Source organism: Novosphingobium resinovorum (assembly GCF_001742225.1).
GTDB classification, from domain to species: Bacteria; Pseudomonadota; Alphaproteobacteria; order Sphingomonadales; family Sphingomonadaceae; genus Novosphingobium; species Novosphingobium resinovorum_A.
On sequence record NZ_CP017075.1, the window covers coordinates 1,516,081 to 1,532,812 of the forward strand.

Sequence of the window (16,732 nt, forward strand, 5' to 3'; positions counted from 1 at the left end):
TCGCAGCGGGGTGGGCCTCCTTCACCCCCGACCGGGAGAGACTGCGAATGACCCTCTGGCGCAAGATCGAGCGCGACGTGCGCGACACCCTCGGCGAAGGCGCGCTCTGGTGCGAGCGAGATGGCGCGTTCTACTGGGTAGATATCCTCGCCCCCGCCCTCAACCGGCTGACGCTGGCCACCGGCGCCATTGAACGCTGGGACATGCCCGCGCCGCTCGGCTGGGTGGCTCCGCGTGCTTCCGGCGGCTTCCTCGGTGGTTTCCGCGACGGCGTCGCCGCGATCACCCTCGATCCGCTGACCATCGGCGAGCGCTCCAACCCCGAGCCGCACCTGCCCGGCAACCGCATGAACGACGGCAAGGCCGACCGCCACGGCGCCATCTGGTGCGGCACCATGGACATGGCCGAGGAGGAAGTCTCCGGCTCGTTCTACCGCCTGTCGCCGCAGGGCGACTGGCAGGTCATCGACACCGGCTACACCGTGACCAACGGCCCGGCGTTCTCGCCTTGCGGAAACTGGCTCTACCACACGGATTCCGGACGCCGTACGATCTACCGCTTCGCCCTCGACGCAAGCGGCGCCCGTGATCGGCAGGAATTCATCCGCTTCTCCGAGGACGACGGCTATCCCGACGGCATGACCACCGATGCGGAAGGGTTCCTCTGGGTTGCCCACTGGGACGGCGGCCGTATCAGCCGCTTCGCGCCCGACGGCACCCGCGACCGCTCGATCGAGCTGCCCGCCAGGCGCATCACCAACATCGCCTTTGCCGGGGAGAACCTCGACCGCATGTTCGTGACTTCTGCGGCAACGGGCCTGCCGGAATCGGAATTCGACGGCGCGCTCTACGAGGTCGATGCGGGCGTGATGGGTACGCCCTCAGGTATCTATCAGGGCTGACCGGCCGGACCGGTCGGCTCCGGCACAGTCGCGCTTTGTCGCAGGGATGGGCGCAACCGTTACACATTGCTACCAAAATCCCTGCTTACAAGCTGCCTTCCAGCGGCCATACGAAGCAGCATGTTCACCACTCGTCGCATCGTGATCGGCGGCGTCGTACTCGGCGCGTGCGTTCTCCTTCTTGTCTGGAAGCTGTTCCTCGCCGCTCCGGCCGAGCCTGACGTCGCGACCGTAAAGGTCGCGCGCGGGGCGCTCGAACGCACCGTCGAGGCGACGGGCACGCTGGAGCCGAAGGAACTCGTCAGCGTCGGCGCGCAGGTGTCCGGCCGTCTCGACGAACTGAACTTCGAGATCGGCGACGTGGTCCACAAGGGCGACCTCATCGGCCTGATCGATCCGCGCACCCAGACCAACAGCCTGGAGACCGCCCGCGCCGACCTTGCCAACATGCAGGCGCAGGCCGCATCGGCAAAGGCCACGCTGGCGCGCACGCAGCTTGCCTTCAACCGCCAGAAGATGCTTGGCGCCGGCGAGGCGACATCGCAGCAGGACTTCGAGACGGCACGGCAGGAACTGCAGTCCGCCCAGGCCAGCTACGACGCCCTGCAAGCGCAGATCCGCGCCGCCAGCGTCAGCGTCAACACCGCCGAAGTGCAGCTGGGCTACACCAAGATCACCGCGCCGATGGACGGCGTCGTCGTCGCCGTCGTCACCAAGCAGGGCCAGACCGTCAACGCCAACCAGTCGGCGCCGACTATCGTGATCCTTGCCAAGCTGGACGTGATGACGATCAAGGCCGAGGTCTCGGAAGCCGACGTCATCAACGTGAAGCCCGACCTGCCGGTCTACTTCACCATCCTCGGCGATCCCGACAAGCGCTACGAGGCCAAACTGCGCATGATCGAACCGGCGCCGGAATCTATCGTCGATGAAGTCAGCTCCAGTTCCAGCAGTTCCTCGTCGAGCAGTTCGTCCTCCAGCACCGCGATCTATTACAACGCGCTGTTCGAGGTGCCCAACGAGGACAACCGCCTGCGCGCGCTGATGACCGCCAAGGTCACCATCGTCCTCGACCGCCGCGCCAATGCGCTGACGATCCCGGCCACCGCGCTCGGCGCGAAGGGCAAGGATGGCACCTATGCCGTCCGCGTGAAGACAGAAGACGGGACAATCGAGAGCCGCAAGGTCAGGATCGGCCTCAACAACAACGTCAACGTCGAGGTCCTGTCGGGCCTCAAGGAAGGCGAGAACGTCGTCATCGGCGAGGCCAAGGCCGATAGCGGAACGAGCGGTCGCCGCCGCATGGGGCCGCCGGGCTTCTGAGGCGGGTGATGGAACCCGCCCCGCTCCTCTCGCTCTCGCACGTCCGGCGCGAGTATCCTTCGGGTGACGGCGTCTTCGCGGCGCTCAAGGACATCGACCTGACCATCGAGGCCGGCGAGATGGTCGCCATCGTCGGCCAGTCCGGTTCGGGCAAGTCCACCCTGATGAACATCCTGGGCTGCCTCGACCGGGCGACCTCGGGATCGTACCGGGTCAACGGCCGCGACACCGCAAAACTGGAGCCCGACGAACTGGCCGCGCTGCGCCGCGAGCACTTCGGCTTCATCTTCCAGCGCTATCACCTGCTGACCGACCTCTCGGCGCTCGGCAACGTCGAGGTTCCGGCGATCTACGCGGGCAAGCCGCGCGGCGAACGCGCGTCGCGCGCAGCGCAGATCCTGTCCCGTCTCGGCCTCGGCGAGCGGACCGGGCACCGGCCGGGCCAGCTTTCGGGCGGCCAGCAGCAGCGCGTCTCGATCGCGCGCGCGCTGATGAACGGCGGCGAGGTGATCTTCGCCGACGAACCCACCGGCGCGCTCGATTCCGCCAGCGGCGTCGAAGTCATGGCGATCCTCGGCGAACTTCACGCCGAAGGCCACACGGTCATCATCGTCACGCACGACATGCACGTCGCGGAGCACGCCGAGCGCATCATCGAAATCCGCGACGGCGCAATCATCGACGATCGCCGCACCTCCGAACCCAAGACCGCGCCTGCCCTCGCCCCACCGCCGACCGGCGCCAGCGGCTTCGGCCAGCTTGCCGACCGCTTCCGCGAGGCGTTCCGCATGGCCGTGCTCGCCATGTCGGCGCACAAGCTGCGCACCTTCCTGACGATGCTGGGCATCATCATCGGCATCGCCTCGGTGGTCTCGGTGGTGGCGCTGGGCAACGGGTCGCAGGCCAAGATCCTCTCCGACATATCCGGGCTCGGGACCAGCACGCTCACCGTCTACCCCGGCAAGAGCTTCGGCGACATGCGATCGGGCAAGATCCAGACGCTCAAGGACAGCGACGCGGAGGCGCTCGGCCAGCTCTCCTACATCGACAGCGTGACGCCCAGCGTCTCCACCAGCGTGACCGCACGCTACCGCAACGTCGCAGCCACCGCGCAAGTCAGCGGCGTCGGCGCCGACTACTTCCGCGTGCGCGGCCTGACGCTCAATTCCGGCAGCCTGTTCGATACGCAGGCGGTGCGCGAACTGGCGCAGGACGCGGTGATCGACGAGAACACGCAGAAGACCCTGTTCCCCGATGGCGAGGACCCGCTCGGCAAGGTCGTGCTGCTCGGCAAGGTTCCCGTGCGTATCGTCGGGATCGTCGGCACCCAGCAGCAGGGCTTCGGCGGCAGCGACAGCCTGACCGCCTATGTCCCCTACACCACCGCGATGAGCCGGATGCTGGGCCAGAGCTACGTCTCCAGCATCACCGTGCGCATCAGCGACAATGTCTCGACCTCGGCGGCGCAAGATGCCGTGACGCAGTTGCTGACCCAGCGGCACGGCACCGTCGATTTCTTCATCAGCAACTCCGACGACATCCGCGCCACGATCACCAGCGCCACGCAGACGATGACCCTCCTCGTCGCCGCGATCGCGGTGATCTCGCTGGTCGTCGGCGGCATCGGGGTGATGAACATCATGCTGGTCTCTGTCACCGAACGCACCGCCGAAATCGGCGTGCGCATGGCGGTGGGCGCGCGCCAGTCCGACATCCTCCAGCAGTTCCTGATCGAGGCGATCCTCGTCTGCCTGATTGGCGGCGTGATCGGCGTCGGCCTGTCGCTGGCGCTGGGCGTGGTGTTCTCCTACTTCGCCTCCGACTTTGCGATGGCCTATTCGACCACGTCGATCGTCGCCGCCTTCGCCTGTTCCACCCTCATCGGCGTCGTGTTCGGCTTCCTGCCCGCGCGCCGAGCGGCCCGGCTCGACCCGGTCGACGCCCTTTCGAGAGACTGACGACGATGCGCCCTCACCTCCTTGCCGCGCTGGCCCTGTTGCCGCTGACCGCAGGCTGCGGCGGCGTGGTCCGCTCGCACTATGCCGCGCCCGCCGTGCCGGTCGCCGCGAACTGGGATGCGGGCGTGCTTGGCGCGCCGCAGAAGGTCGGCGCACCGTGGTGGAACGAGTTCGACGATGCCGCGTTGACCGCCCTTGTCGACCGGGTCCTTGCCGACAATGCCGACCTCGCCGCCGCCGGGCTACGCCTCAAGCGCGCGAAGCTATCGTCGGACCTCGCACGGCAGGCATTGTTGCCAAGCCTGTCGGCCAATGCCTCATCCGACGCGTCCAAGGCGCTGGAAGGCGGCTCGGCGTGGAGCAAGAGCAGTTCCGCCTCGCTCGGCGCGTCGTGGGAGATCGACCTGTTCGGCCGCCTCGATGCGCAGGCCGACGCTGCCCGCTGGGAAGCGCAGGCCACCGCGCAGGACCTTGCCGAAACCCGCCTCGCACTCGTCAGCACCACGGTTCAGGCATGGTGGCAGCTCGCCTATGCCAACGAGCAGATCGCGCTGGGTGAACAGAGCCTTGCCTATGTACGCCGGGCGCTGGAACTGGTGCAGCGACAATACGATGCGGGCGCCGTCTCCCGCCTCGAACTGCGCGACGCGCAGCAGACCGTCGCGTCGCAGGAGTCCTCGCAAACGCAGCTGGTGCAGGCCCGCGTCGAAGCGCTCAAGACGATCGCCGCCCTGCTCGCCCGGCAGGATTACGATGGACAGGAACCTCAGGCGCTACCCCAGGCCGACCTCCCCGCCGTCGCTGCAGGCGTCCCTGCTTCCCTGCTCGCCAACCGCCCGGACCTTGCCGCCGCCGAACTGCGCCTGCGCTCCACGCTGGCGACGAGTGACGCAACGGTCGCGAGCTATTACCCCAGCTTCAGCCTGACCGGCGCGCTCGGCACGGCCAGTTCCTCGCTGCTCAAGTTCTTCACCAACCCGGTCGCGAGCCTCGGCGGCGCGCTATCGCTGGCGGAGCTGAACCCGGCCAAGGTGCGCCTCGCCACCGGCGTCGCGCGTGCCGACTACGACATCGCCGTGCAGGACTTCCGCCAGACGTTCTACGATGCCCTGCGCGACACGCAGGTCTCGCTCTCGGCGCGCGACCAGTACATCCGGCAGGCTCAGTTCGCGGCGCAGAACTTCGATGCCGCCGTCGACGCCGAGGCCCTGTACGAGCGGCAGTACCGCGCAGGGCTCATCCCCCTGCGCTCCTGGCTCGACGCGCAGGAGCGTGCCCGCAGCGCGCGTAGCAGCCTCATCCAGAACCGCTACAACCGGCTGGTCGCGCAAGTGCAGGTCTATCAGGCCCTCGGTGGGCAGGTCCCCTCAACGGGAAGCTAGCCGCACCGCGTTCGCGCTCACGCGCCGGTCGATCATCGCGGCAACTTCGGGATCGCCTTTCCATGCGGCGCGAATCCGCGGGATCAACGCCGCGTCGCCCCAGGCCTCGTTCGCCCGATCGGCCGCCTGCAGGAGGCTGACCACCGATGCCCGCTCTCCCCGCAGCGACGCGACGAGCACCGGCCACGCCCGGCTGCGCGATCCATCCGCTACATCCGCCAGCGCCTGTTCGTAGACCACGTCAAGCAGCCGTCCCTGCCCCGCATGGGTCAACTCGCCAGCCTTCGCCAGCAACCGCGCATCCGCACGCGAACGGGCGAACCGGGTGAAGTGGCGGACGTAACCCGCGTGGTCGCCATCGACTAGCGCGATCACCGCCAGGCAGTCCTGCGCGACCGGAAACTCGGGATGAGACGCAGCGATGTCTTTCAGCGTCGCGACACCGATCGCGTCCTGTCCCGCCGACCACCGCGCCCAGGCCAGGTCGGTACGGATCGGCAGGGAGCCGGGCTCCAGTACCGCCGCGCGCTCCAGTTGCGCCAGCGCCGCTCCATGATCGCCATGGTCGCTGAGGATATTGCCGTACCAGAAGTGCGACAGCACATCGTCTGGATCGAGTGCGAGCGCGCGGGCGAAACGCCTCTGCGCCTGCGCGAAATCGTGGTCTCGCCAATAGGCGATGAAGCCCAGCAGGCGATGGCCCGAAGCGAGGTCGGGATCGAGCCGCACCGCCGCCGATGCCGCTTCCCGCGCCTGCCGAAATGCATCGGCGTCGTTCCTGCCGCCGAACTCGCGCGAGAGAATCAGCGCTTCGGCAAGGCCGGCATGGCCCGGCGCGAACCCGGGCGCCTGGGCCGTCACTCCCTCGAGCAGCCCGATCGCCCGCTCCAGCCCCGCCGTCTCTCGGTCCGCGACGAGATCCTGTGCCACCAGCAACCGCCCGCCGATGGTCGGGTCCGACGGCAATTCGGAAGAAACGCCCGTCGCTGCCGAGGCACTACCCGTGATCGAATAAGTATTGCTTGCCGCCGCCATGAACATGCCTGCCGCCGCAAGCAGCGCCGCCGCCATCAGCACGCCTTCGAACGCCTCGAACCGGCGAGCCGCAGCCACGGCGGGATCATCGGAAAAATAGCGCGGAGAAGACTCTCCCGGCCACGCGGACCCGGTCTCGGAACCAGCCCCAGTGCCCCCACTCGAACCGGCTCGCATCGACGGCACGTTCATCATGGAACCCACCATTTCGCTTTCGGACACCCCCTGATGCCCTCCGCCAAATGCTTAGGCGCTAACCCCCGGCCCCGCATCCACCATCTGTTTAGGCCCTGCATCTTTTCAGCCCGAAGAAATCGTCCCGAAACGGTGCACAAGACTGGAAAGTCCGGCAAAACTGCGCGTCCCCGTCTTCTCGTAGATGCGATGGAGGTGCGTGCGCGCAGTAGCCCTCGCCATGCCCTGCCGGTCACCGATCGCGGTGAGATCGCCGGTATCTACCGCATCCTTCAGCACCCGCAGTTCCGTGGTAGTAAGGCCGTAGAGGCTGCCGATGGCGTCGAAGGCGATGGCGCGCGGCAGATCCACGCGCGTCACGTGCACCGCGAACGACGCCGCCGGCCCGTCCGCAAGGTCACCGAAGCGGGACGTGTCCAGCCGCCGCGATTCGAGCAGCACGCGAACCGGCGACGCGTCCTCCCCCGGCACCACCTCGACCGCGACCGGCTCACCTTGCGTGATCGCCCGTGCGATCGCGTTGCCTAGCACGCCCTCGCCGATCGGCTCGCCGATGCGCAGGTGCAGCAGGGGGATGAGCGCCGGGGCTGCTTCCAGCAGAACGTGCTCGGCGCTGAGCAACAGTACCGAACTCCCGGCGCTTCCCGCAAAGGCGCGGTCGGCGGCGGCATGCTCCTGCGCCCGCACGAGATGGCTCTGGATATAAATCGCACGCCGCAGATGGGGCACCAGCGCCGCCAGCCTGGCACATTCCAGCTTCGTATAACGCCCGGCCGGCTCACGGCGCAGCAGGGCGAGACTGGCGATGATGCCCGGCCGCTTGATGAGGTTCACCGCCAGGTTGTCGACGATCCCCTGTGGCGCCAGGTACTCGCGGTAGAACCGGCTCTCGCGCACTTCCGGCGTCTGCATCAGGTCCCAGGCCGGGCGGCATTCGCCTTCGGGAATGGCGTGGAGATGCGGTAGCAGCACGTCCAGCGCCGCATAAGTCTCGACGTAGCGGCCAAGCCAGACCGGGTCGTTGCCGAACTGGAACTGGAATCCGACCTGCCGGTCCGGGTCGCTCCAGCCGATAAAACCGGCCTGCGCTCCCATCGCCGCCCCCAGCCGTTCGATCAGTTCAGGAAACCGCGTTCGATCGAAGGCGGCCTCGTAAATTTCCTCTATTCCGAACGACATGGCGCCCCCCGGTTACCCCTGTGCAATACATCCAGATTGCGCGCCGCGCCTGACTTGTCGAGCACGGACCCCGTCCTCCATGATTTTCAGAGGGTGAATTTCTCCACATTTCCATGGGATAGGCTCATGAACCACGTGCGATCCCACCATGGCCTGGGCAACGCGCGGCCAGATCCTAGTATCCCCGAAGCTCTGTCCGCACGGATGGGCTATGTGGAGTTGCCCCTGATCACAGCAGCCAACTGATCGGCAGGCGCGAGGCGAACCCGATCAGGAGGCTGTCGAACAGGCCCAGCCCCGGCTCACGCGCGGCGCTGCGCTGTTCGCTGGTCCAGTGCAATCGGTCCTGTGCGTCCAGCGTAACTTCGTACGCCGCATCCGGAACGATGGTCTCGAACGCGTCGGCCACCTGCCCGGCCAGGGCGGCGCTGTAGATCACGAAACCCAGTTCGGTATTGAGCCTGAGCGAACGCGGATCGAAATTGAACGAGCCGACGAACAGCCGCTCCCTGTCGGCGGTGATCGTCTTGGCGTGGATCGTCGCCGCGCCCGAGCGCAGCGCCGCGAACGAACCGCTGCCGGTCGGCCGCAGGCGGCTGCCGATGCCGAGACGATTGCCCTGCCGGCGCTGCTTCTTCGACGGCACGCCGCGCACTTCTGCCGCCGTCTCGAACAGGCGCACACCCGCGCGCAGCAACCGCTTGCGCCAGGGCGCATACCCGGCATGGACCAACGCCACGTCGGTCGCGGAATAGCCGTTGGTGAGGACCGTCACCTTGACCCCAGAGCGGGCATAATCGGCAAGCTGACGTGTGCCCTGCTCGCCCGGCACGAAGTAGCCCGACACTATCGTCATCTCTCGCTGCGGTCGCCCGATAGCCCCGTCGAGCTTGCCGGCCAGCAGGTTGCGATATTCGATGTCGCGCACGACTTTGGCCGGATCGTCGCTGATCATCCGCACCTCGGCCCATTCGAATGTGAGCGAGCCTTCGACCACATCCTGCACCAGCGGCAGGCTGCGCAGACGCTCGACATAGCGGCGGGCCGAGGCATCGCTCTCCACCACCGAGGCGCGCGATCGCAGCTTAGCACGCTTGCGGCGGCCCAGGATCGGCAGGATCTGCCGCGCCGGATAGGCCGATTCGCTCGTCCAGTAACGCTCGAAGTCCGCCTCCACCTCACGGGCGACCGGGCCGATCGCGACGACGTCGAGGTCCGCGAACAGGGCGCCGTCGCCCGCGCCGAAGTACTCATCGCCGATGTTGCGCCCGCCCACGATAGTGACCGCGCCATCGACGGTAAAGCTCTTGTTGTGCATCCGCCGGTTGAGGCGCCCGAAGTCGACAAGGAAACCGATCGCCTTGGGGTAGCGTATCCGGAAGGGGTTGAAGAGGCGCACCTCGATGTTGCGGTGGGCATTGAGCGCGGCCAGCACGCCGTCGAGCCCGGCGATGCCGTTGTCGTCGAGCAGCAGCCGCACCCGTACCCCGCGCTGCGCCGCCTCATGCACGGCTTCCAGCAGCAGGGTTCCGGTGCGGTCGCCGTGCCAGATGTAATACTGCAAGTCGATCGTACGCTCGGCCGCCTTGACCAGCAGCAGGCGCGCCGCAAAGGCATCGACCGCATCGGGCACAAGATGCACTCCGGACAGTCCCGGGTGCCGCGCCGCCCGCTCCTGCGCCACGCGCGAAAGCGTCGTCTCGCCCCTGGCGGGAGGCGAAATGTCGGAAGAAGCCCGGCGACGCGGAAGCCTATTGGCGCGAATCAATCCGAAAGCTGCGGCTCCAAGGCCGGTCATTCCCAGCAGCGCCACCTGCCATCGCCGCACAAGGGCCATTCACATACCTCGATCTCACCCCGCCCAGACGTGGTAGGGGGGGAGGCAAGCACATGTAAACCCATGCCTTGCGGAGGGGTCACATGCGGGTATCGAAATGTAGGTGGGATCCGGGAAGGATGGTAGCGGAGGAGACTACCACTAGCACGCAGAAAACTGCGGTTTCTCAGAATCGTGACAACGGTGTGACCTCAAACCGCTGGGAATGAATGGGAAAGTGGTCGTGTTACGCCTTGGGACGTGGTCGTTGAAAAAAGGTGGGTGATGGTGTTGGCATCACGACAAGCGCCTTGCCTTGATGACGAACCATTGCTCTTTCCATTGCTGCCTGTTCGGGTGAAGTGCGTCGTAGTACCGGGTCCCGCGGTTGTTGGTCTTGTCCGTGGGAGTGGACCACGGCACTTCAAGCGACATGTCGAACGGGAAGATGCCCGGCAGATCGATGGGGTCTAGCCCGTTGATGCTCGCCGCCTCCATGGTGCCATAGCGCTTGCGAGCCCAGCTAGCCGGGTCGCTGTAATCGGCGTAGTTTGCCTCTCCAGCCGCGCGCAACTGGGGGATATCTGCCAGTGGAATAATGAGCGGCTTCACCACCGCGTCCATCTTGGCGTTCTTCTCTTCTTCAGTCTCCGACCCCGTAAGGTTTGCCCTCGCGCGCCAGTTATTGAACTGCGCAATGATCTTGCGATAGATCAGGTCGTAATACTGGATGCGCAGGAAGCCGCTCCCAGGCGTAGCCGTGGCAAGCGGGATGCGATCGGTCGCCGGATTGAGCACCGGCTCGCCAGCAAGGGCATTGCGGCTCGTCGCACTGAAGGTGCCAATTGTGCCCGCCGCCCCGGTGTCGTTACCACCGAGCAGGACGGTGATGAAACGCGGCACCGGGTTCATGGCGAACAAGAGCGCAAGATCGGCGTCGCTAGCGAGTTGCTGGGCGGTATGCCCCGATCGGCCACAAAGAGTGATTGCGCACCCCGTCACCTCGGCCCCGATGGTTGCGATAAACGGATAGTCGGTTGATGAACGGCTATCACCATAGGTGGCCCCGACCTGCGCAGGGGTCGCAACGGGTGTCCCGCTAGGGGGAACGTCGATCAGATAGCGAAAGGTTGCGGGATAGTCCGTCGCGCGACAAAGATGGACCGACACTGCGACATCCGGCACCTCAAAAAGGCCATTGAACTGCGCAAATGACCCCGACCCCGGCACTGAATCCACGATGGCTCCGGCGCCGTCGAAGGCAGTGATAATATTCATGCTGCTTGAGCCGCGAGCGCTATACGCGATGTAACGCTTGCCTTGGTTCGCGGGGCGCATGGCCAAGGGTGCGACGGTGCGCTTCCAAGTAACTTGGCTGTTTGGTGTGGTGCCCGCCGTCGTGACGAAGCCATTCGCGGTCATGTAGGTGGATAGGTTATCACCAACTGCGATTTCCAAAGTAGACGGAGCGGCCAGTCCGGTTGATGCCGCAGGACCGTACTTGATCGTGTTCGGCATAGTCGCGGAGGTCGCCGCAGCACCCAGTGCGCCGGGGTTTCCTGCGGACTTTTGTACGAACTGCGCGGCAGGCTGCGTCAGTGCGCCGCTAGCCAGCGTCTGCGAATTGTTGACGGTATAAGTGCCGGTGCCGCCAGTTCCGGTGCCCAGCGCCGTGATGATGGTTCCAGCGGATGCGCCGCCGACTACCGAGCCAACCGAAAGTGTGCCCGATGCAACCGCAGTAACCGTGAGCGTCGTTCCGGAAATCGATCCTGTGTATGCCGCAGCCCCCGGTACGATGGCGCTAATCGTGTTGCGGGCATTGGCATTTGTGCCCAGAACCCTGCCCGCATACGCCCCCGACGCATCGGTGTAGCGAAAGACGGAAACGGTCGTGGAAGCATAGGCGTCGTAGCTGAACTGATAGCCTGGAGTTACCTTGATGGGGTCCGAGTTGATCCAGTTCGGATCGGCCACCAGAACGGGCGGGGATGCGTTGTTGTAATACCCCGGCGAACGCAGAAGGGTGAACAGGTTTCCATTGCCCAGAAGCCCCGCGTCGGGCTGTCCATCGAGGAACTTCGCGGGCTTCACCGCGACTACAAGGCGCTGAGAGCCTTGTGTGGCGCGAGCCGACAGCGCAACCCACGCCGCGTTCGATGGGATCGCCGGAATGGTACTGACGTAAGCATCGTTGCTGGCTGCTGCCGCACCAGAGATCAGCGCGAAGGCGCTGGTGTAGTAGGCAATCGAATAGGCTCCGGTGCCACCTTGCAGGTTGATTTCTGCAATGTTGATCTCGTCGAGATCAAGGTAGCCCGTGTTGACGTAGACGCCAGGGGTCGTCGTCGTGTCGATGCGGCCATTATCCGAGCGCACGAAGCCGGGGAATACGAAATATTTGGCGAAGGTGGCGTTGGACAGATTGGTAGACTGCGCACTTGCGGTCGTAGCCGCAGCTTGGGCTTGCGTAACAAGGGGTTGGACAATTTCTGTGATGCCATTATAAAACCCCTGAGCGAACCTCGGAGTACCGTCCACGTATTCATAAACACCGTTCGCGGGATCTGTCGCAGAGCCGTTGTTGTTGTTGACGTACACCAGCTTGGTGCGGTTCACTTCGGTCGCCCAGAAGGCGTCGCGTTGCACGGTGGTGCTGACTGTGGCTCCAATCGCGGACATGTTACCGCCTTGAGCTTCGAAATCAGCGAGAAATTTTGCCCACGACGGGACAGGTCCGTTATCAGTTTGGATAACAGCGGTAGCACCACCATTCACCATCCCGTCCCAACGATCCATGTTGGTGACAGACTTGCTGACCTTGTTTTTGAATTCCGCTGCAGTGGGCACGCGCAAGGCTCCGAGGGCTGACCAAACAGCCTTCGGAGTATCACCTTATACGTGATCTCTCAACGTTGCGGTGTTACAGCCTTTCGGTGAACCCAGTAATCTGCCGCAGTGCGGCCGCGTCAGCATGCACTTCAAAGCTGCCGCCCTTCATTTCGCTATTGAGTTCGATGATATCGGGAGTCGCCTCGAAAAGCGAGAAATGCAGCCCGTGGCGAACAAGCACTAAGACGATGACGTTTTCACCAAGAGCGCTCGGCACCGAGAAGCCGACCTGGTCGCCCGCCTTCTCACCGGTGGCTACATGGAGCGCATAGTTCGCGCCCTTGATGATTGCGTAGAGATCAATGTGCTCACGCTCGGCACGGGTATCAGCTGTGTCGGGAAACGCCGGCGCCCCACCATCCATTTGGATGATGCCTGCGACCATGTTGACCGCGCCGCTCGCCATGGCGTTGCGAACCTTGCGGTCGCGGGTCGTCATCCCGGTGTCGATGCCCAGTTGGAGCCAGGCAGGATCGACGCCCATGACCTCAGCTAGCACGGCACCCTTTTCAGGGCGCGGCTTGGCTTCACCTTCGAACCATTTGCGGACAGTCTCATTGCTAACCTTATGCCCCTTACGAGACATCTGCTCCGCAACCCATACCTGCCGGCCTTGGTGCTTGGGCGGGCAGTGCGGGTGCAGATCTGCAGCCTGCTCGAGCCTCATTCCGAGGCTGACGTCACGAGGGCGCTTCCGAGAGGTGGCAGGGGTGGTGAGCATCTGTTGTCCTGTTGGGGGAAGTTCAACTTACGGTTGAATAAATAGGAGCGACTCCATTCTAATGTCAAGCGTTGGTTGAATCAATTTGAGTTAATCACTCTTATCTTCTCAACCGCCTCGTCTGGGTCGCGGGCCAAAATGTAGATTCCACCTCTCTGAACCCAAATGCGTTCGAAGTTCTTTTGCATTTGTCTTTGGCGCCCGGTTAAAGTCTTCGTCTCCACCTGAAAAGCACGCCCTCGCCGATGCCCGACGATATCCCCGGCACCTTCCAAGCCGAAGTCAATTGGCCGCGCAGCCTCTAGGATTTTCATGCCCGGCAAGACTTTTATGTATTCTCCCGGAGAGACATCTACAGATCGTCCTTGCCACGCCTGACCCGTGTTCTGGCGATAAGCAAAAGTGTCTTTGAGCGCTGTGATGCCGATCAGTGCATCATTTAAAATAGCGTGTTCGCTACGCCCTTTTCCGAGAAGATCATCGAATTCACTCATCGGAGGTAGCCCTTTTTACTTACGATCGGAATGCGACGAAGACGGCATTGAATACGCGCCCACCCGACCGGCTTCTTGTGTCCGCGTGCAAGCGCCAGAGAGACCATTTCGTCGAAGGTGCGGACTTCGGCTTCTTCTTGCTTCCGGCGCTGGATCAACTGTTGCTGCAGCATTTCGCGCTCCAGCTTCCGCAGTTGCCCCTCCTGCTGCCGGGTCATGCGCGGCTGCGCGGGTCGGTTCGCGGCACAGCCTGGGCAGCAGGGCGCGGCGGATGGGTAAATCCTGAAGCACTCCATGCACTGCGTGATGGTGGTCCAGTCCTTCTCGGTCACCGGCTTCCCGGCACCCCTACCCAGCATCGACCAGTCACGATCGTCGTCCGGCAGCCCCAACCCCCGGCCGCCGAGCAGCGGCGGTAGCGCGTTGCCGGCATGATCACAGATCACCGCCCGCTTGCCCGGGACGAACCGCAACACACGACCGCACCACTGGAGGAAGTTCACCAGCGACTTGGTGGCCGCGTCGATTCCGAGGTAACTGATCCCGGGGACGTCATATCCTTCCCCGAAGAGTCCAACGTTGAGACCGATGCGAATGTAGCCATCGCGGAAGGCGTCGTCGAAATAGTCCCGGCGGTCCTGCGGGGTGTCGCCGTCCACGTGCATCGCCCGGATGCCGCGGTCCAGAAACGCGGCTTCGAGGTCGCGACTGTGTGCCCGGTTCTGGGCGAACACGATGCCCTGCTCGCCGCGACCCAGTTGCAGATAATGGTCGACCACGCTGCCAATCAGCCGCGGCTCACGCAGCACATTGGCCGCAGCTTCCCGATTGCGGTCGGGATCGATCCCCGCGAAGTCCGGAATCTCCGGCGCGTAATAGTCGTAGTCGGACAGGTAGCCGTTATCGATCAGCCACCGCGGCGGCGGGCCAAGCACCATCACGTCGAAGTGCTCGTTGAGCCCCCTGCCATCGAGGCGTTCCGGGGTAGCTGTCAGGCCAAGGATGAACGCATCGGGCCAGCGTTCCAGGATCTCGGCGTAGGTGTTGGAGACGGCATGGTGGCACTCGTCGACGATGACCAGTACCGGCGGCAGCATGCTATCGAGCCGCTTCACCAGCGTCTGGACGCCGCCGAGCAACAGCCCGGCAGCCGGGTCATACGGGAACCCGGCTGCGACGAAACTATGGTCGAGCGCCGCACTGGTGAACCGTTGCCCGGTCTGCTTCAGCAGCTCCTTGCGATGCACGAGGAACATCGCCAGCAGATCCTGCCGCCGGGCGGACAGCAGCGCACTCAACGCCATGACGGTTTTACCGCCGCCGGTCGGGCATTGTAGCAGGACGCGGCGATACCCGGCCCGCATCAACGCGGCGACCTGTTCGAGCAGATCGAACTGCCACCAGTGCAGGCCCGGGTCGAACAATCCCGGGTTAAGCGGGACCGGGGTGAACGGGCTGATATCCGGCCAGGTGCCTGCGGCAATGCTGGCGTAGAATGCGTCGCGCGGAGGGAGGTAGGTCATCCGAGCAGCCGTTCGAAGTCTTCGACTAGATCGGGCAATGCGCCGATCGAATTCATCGCCTCGATCCGCTCAACTAGGACCGCTGCACGGGTTTCCTTACTTTGCGGCTGATATGTGCCGCGCCACGCGCTATCAATGCCGATATTACGGGCCACATTGGTGCTGTCAGCTGACGCCAACGGCAGCAGTGAGAAAAGCGCGGGATTTAGCATTCGCAAGCCATGCAACTTGCATATTGGGTAACCATCGGCGTCTATGATGGTCGGCAGCACCGCCCTCATGCGGGCAAGAAACGCGCGAGGACGTGACACGTCGAACTCGCCGCTAGAACCAATCGCGACTCTCGGCCACTCGTTGGCGAGACGAATAAGCCGATCGACGGATTCGTTGATGTGCCATACGACAGCGGCTTCGTGACGCTCGAAAGGCCACTCGTTGGCGAGCAGATCATTATCCGCCTCGCTGCCTTCGATAACGTCCGGGACAACCGCGAAATCGAATCCTGGATGGCGTCGCCAGTTCGAGACCCAGCGATAATAGCCGGGCCAGTCGACAGCCTTTTTAGCTTTCCAAAATGAAAACGCCCCATTGTCGAGCGCAAACGTTTGACAGATCTCGGCGGCGAGCCCGATCTGACTCGAGTGCGCGTAACTGATGAAGGCATGCCGGCCCTTCCATGCTTTGATTGCGCACGGGTCAGGGGTGATCGGGCCGCCGTGGAAATGGATCATTGGAAATCGGTGTGGCTCGGACGAAAGGTCTGAATGCAGACGCCGTGGTGGAATGCGATCATCGACTGTTGCCCGCCGAAGCGCGCATAAAGAATATCTGCCAGGGACTCGTGATATGTGCTTTCGACAGCACAGGCCGTGATGATTTCTTCGACCATGATCACGTCGTTTGATCGAATTTCCAGCTTGTAAGAAATCAGCGCGCCATTGCTTGGGCATTTCGAAGTGAAACGGTGGACGTAAATGTTCACTGACCGTCTCTCTGCCAGATCGCGCCAAAACGGCGACCGCGGTCGAAACGCCAAACCTCAACCGTAACCGCTCCGAGAATGGCCCCGAGGTACGCGGCAACACCTTCGTTCGTTGCTTTGTCGCCGAGGAGTTCGTTCAAATCCGCGTGGTCCAAGCCAGCGATCTCATCATCAAGAGTATCGCGCCATAGCCGGAAATCACCGGCATCCTTCCAAGTGACGCGCACCCAGAAGTCGTGCCCATGCGTAAACGCTGAATACGGTGCTTTATGAATACCGCAGAACTGCGCTTCGGCGTAAGTTAGCATGTGCACACCTCGTGATTGATTT

At 64.0% G+C, this 16,732-nt stretch carries 14 protein-coding genes; 4 read left to right on the forward strand and 10 right to left on the reverse strand.

The window, feature by feature from the left end:
* Positions 1 to 47: 47 nt before the first annotated feature.
* The 4 genes from BES08_RS06910 to BES08_RS06925 all read left to right on the forward strand — a co-directional run bounded on the left by BES08_RS06910 (position 48) and on the right by BES08_RS06925 (position 5,565).
* Positions 48 to 902, forward strand: a complete 855-nt coding sequence (locus BES08_RS06910) for an SMP-30/gluconolactonase/LRE family protein (protein ID WP_008829564.1) — start codon at positions 48 to 50, stop codon at positions 900 to 902.
* Between the two features lie 120 nt (positions 903 to 1,022).
* The gene (locus BES08_RS06915; protein WP_008829565.1) at positions 1,023 to 2,225 is read left to right on the forward strand and encodes an efflux RND transporter periplasmic adaptor subunit; all 1,203 of its coding nucleotides are present in this window, start codon (positions 1,023 to 1,025) and stop codon (positions 2,223 to 2,225) included.
* A gap of 8 nt (positions 2,226 to 2,233) precedes the next feature.
* Positions 2,234 to 4,183, forward strand: coding sequence for a MacB family efflux pump subunit (locus tag BES08_RS06920; protein WP_008829566.1), 1,950 nt, complete (start codon positions 2,234 to 2,236; stop codon positions 4,181 to 4,183).
* Positions 4,184 to 4,188: 5 nt separating this feature from the next.
* On the forward strand, positions 4,189 to 5,565 hold the full coding sequence (locus tag BES08_RS06925) for an efflux transporter outer membrane subunit (protein ID WP_008829567.1): 1,377 nt from the start codon (positions 4,189 to 4,191) through the stop codon (positions 5,563 to 5,565).
* Here BES08_RS06925 and BES08_RS06930 read toward each other — a convergent pair.
* From BES08_RS06930 to BES08_RS06975, 10 genes are all read right to left on the reverse strand, one after another.
* Positions 5,551 to 6,678, reverse strand: coding sequence for a tetratricopeptide repeat protein (locus BES08_RS06930; protein ID WP_051586745.1), 1,128 nt, complete (start codon positions 6,676 to 6,678; stop codon positions 5,551 to 5,553). The genes BES08_RS06925 and BES08_RS06930 overlap by 15 nt on opposite strands.
* A 222-nt stretch (positions 6,679 to 6,900) precedes the next feature.
* Positions 6,901 to 7,974: a helix-turn-helix transcriptional regulator gene (locus tag BES08_RS06935; RefSeq protein WP_036524256.1), complete on the reverse strand. Its 1,074-nt coding sequence runs from the start codon at positions 7,972 to 7,974 to the stop codon at positions 6,901 to 6,903.
* Positions 7,975 to 8,203: 229 nt separating this feature from the next.
* Positions 8,204 to 9,811 carry a phospholipase D-like domain-containing protein gene (locus BES08_RS06940; protein WP_081798939.1) on the reverse strand — a complete coding sequence of 536 codons (1,608 nt, stop codon included), beginning with the start codon at positions 9,809 to 9,811 and terminating at the stop codon, positions 8,204 to 8,206.
* A gap of 276 nt (positions 9,812 to 10,087) precedes the next feature.
* Positions 10,088 to 12,640: a hypothetical protein gene (locus BES08_RS06945; RefSeq protein WP_156799796.1), complete on the reverse strand. Its 2,553-nt coding sequence runs from the start codon at positions 12,638 to 12,640 to the stop codon at positions 10,088 to 10,090.
* 73 nt (positions 12,641 to 12,713) lie between these two features.
* The gene (locus BES08_RS06950) at positions 12,714 to 13,403 is read right to left on the reverse strand and encodes a helix-turn-helix domain-containing protein (protein ID WP_156799797.1); all 690 of its coding nucleotides are present in this window, start codon (positions 13,401 to 13,403) and stop codon (positions 12,714 to 12,716) included.
* 80 nt (positions 13,404 to 13,483) lie between these two features.
* The gene (locus BES08_RS06955) at positions 13,484 to 13,897 is read right to left on the reverse strand and encodes a hypothetical protein (RefSeq protein WP_069707919.1); all 414 of its coding nucleotides are present in this window, start codon (positions 13,895 to 13,897) and stop codon (positions 13,484 to 13,486) included.
* Positions 13,894 to 15,420, reverse strand: a complete 1,527-nt coding sequence (locus BES08_RS06960; protein WP_069707920.1) for a DEAD/DEAH box helicase — start codon at positions 15,418 to 15,420, stop codon at positions 13,894 to 13,896. Before BES08_RS06960 ends, BES08_RS06955 begins: the two co-directional genes overlap by 4 nt.
* Entirely contained in the window at positions 15,417 to 16,151 is a 735-nt protein-coding gene (locus BES08_RS06965) for a hypothetical protein (RefSeq protein WP_069707921.1), read from the reverse strand. Before BES08_RS06965 ends, BES08_RS06960 begins: the two co-directional genes overlap by 4 nt.
* Positions 16,148 to 16,402 carry a hypothetical protein gene (locus BES08_RS06970; RefSeq protein ID WP_069707922.1) on the reverse strand — a complete coding sequence of 85 codons (255 nt, stop codon included), beginning with the start codon at positions 16,400 to 16,402 and terminating at the stop codon, positions 16,148 to 16,150. Before BES08_RS06970 ends, BES08_RS06965 begins: the two co-directional genes overlap by 4 nt.
* Positions 16,399 to 16,710, reverse strand: a complete 312-nt coding sequence (locus BES08_RS06975) for a hypothetical protein (protein ID WP_069707923.1) — start codon at positions 16,708 to 16,710, stop codon at positions 16,399 to 16,401. The genes BES08_RS06970 and BES08_RS06975 overlap by 4 nt, the downstream gene beginning before the upstream one ends.
* Positions 16,711 to 16,732 lie beyond the last annotated feature (22 nt).

Bases quoted from the DNA above. Each gene is read 5' to 3' on its own strand.
- BES08_RS06910 (WP_008829564.1), top strand. From the start codon at position 48: ATGACCCTCTGGCGCAAGATCGAGCGCGACGTGCGCGACACCCTCGGC.
- BES08_RS06915 (WP_008829565.1), top strand. From the start codon at position 1,023: ATGTTCACCACTCGTCGCATCGTGATCGGCGGCGTCGTACTCGGCGCG.
- BES08_RS06920 (WP_008829566.1), top strand. From the start codon at position 2,234: ATGGAACCCGCCCCGCTCCTCTCGCTCTCGCACGTCCGGCGCGAGTAT.
- BES08_RS06925 (WP_008829567.1), top strand. From the start codon at position 4,189: ATGCGCCCTCACCTCCTTGCCGCGCTGGCCCTGTTGCCGCTGACCGCA.
- BES08_RS06935 (WP_036524256.1), bottom strand. From the start codon at position 7,974: ATGTCGTTCGGAATAGAGGAAATTTACGAGGCCGCCTTCGATCGAACG.
- BES08_RS06940 (WP_081798939.1), bottom strand. From the start codon at position 9,811: ATGGCCCTTGTGCGGCGATGGCAGGTGGCGCTGCTGGGAATGACCGGC.
- BES08_RS06950 (WP_156799797.1), bottom strand. From the start codon at position 13,403: ATGCTCACCACCCCTGCCACCTCTCGGAAGCGCCCTCGTGACGTCAGC.
- BES08_RS06955 (WP_069707919.1), bottom strand. From the start codon at position 13,897: ATGAGTGAATTCGATGATCTTCTCGGAAAAGGGCGTAGCGAACACGCT.
- BES08_RS06960 (WP_069707920.1), bottom strand. From the start codon at position 15,420: ATGACCTACCTCCCTCCGCGCGACGCATTCTACGCCAGCATTGCCGCA.
- BES08_RS06965 (WP_069707921.1), bottom strand. From the start codon at position 16,151: ATGATCCATTTCCACGGCGGCCCGATCACCCCTGACCCGTGCGCAATC.
- BES08_RS06975 (WP_069707923.1), bottom strand. From the start codon at position 16,710: ATGCTAACTTACGCCGAAGCGCAGTTCTGCGGTATTCATAAAGCACCG.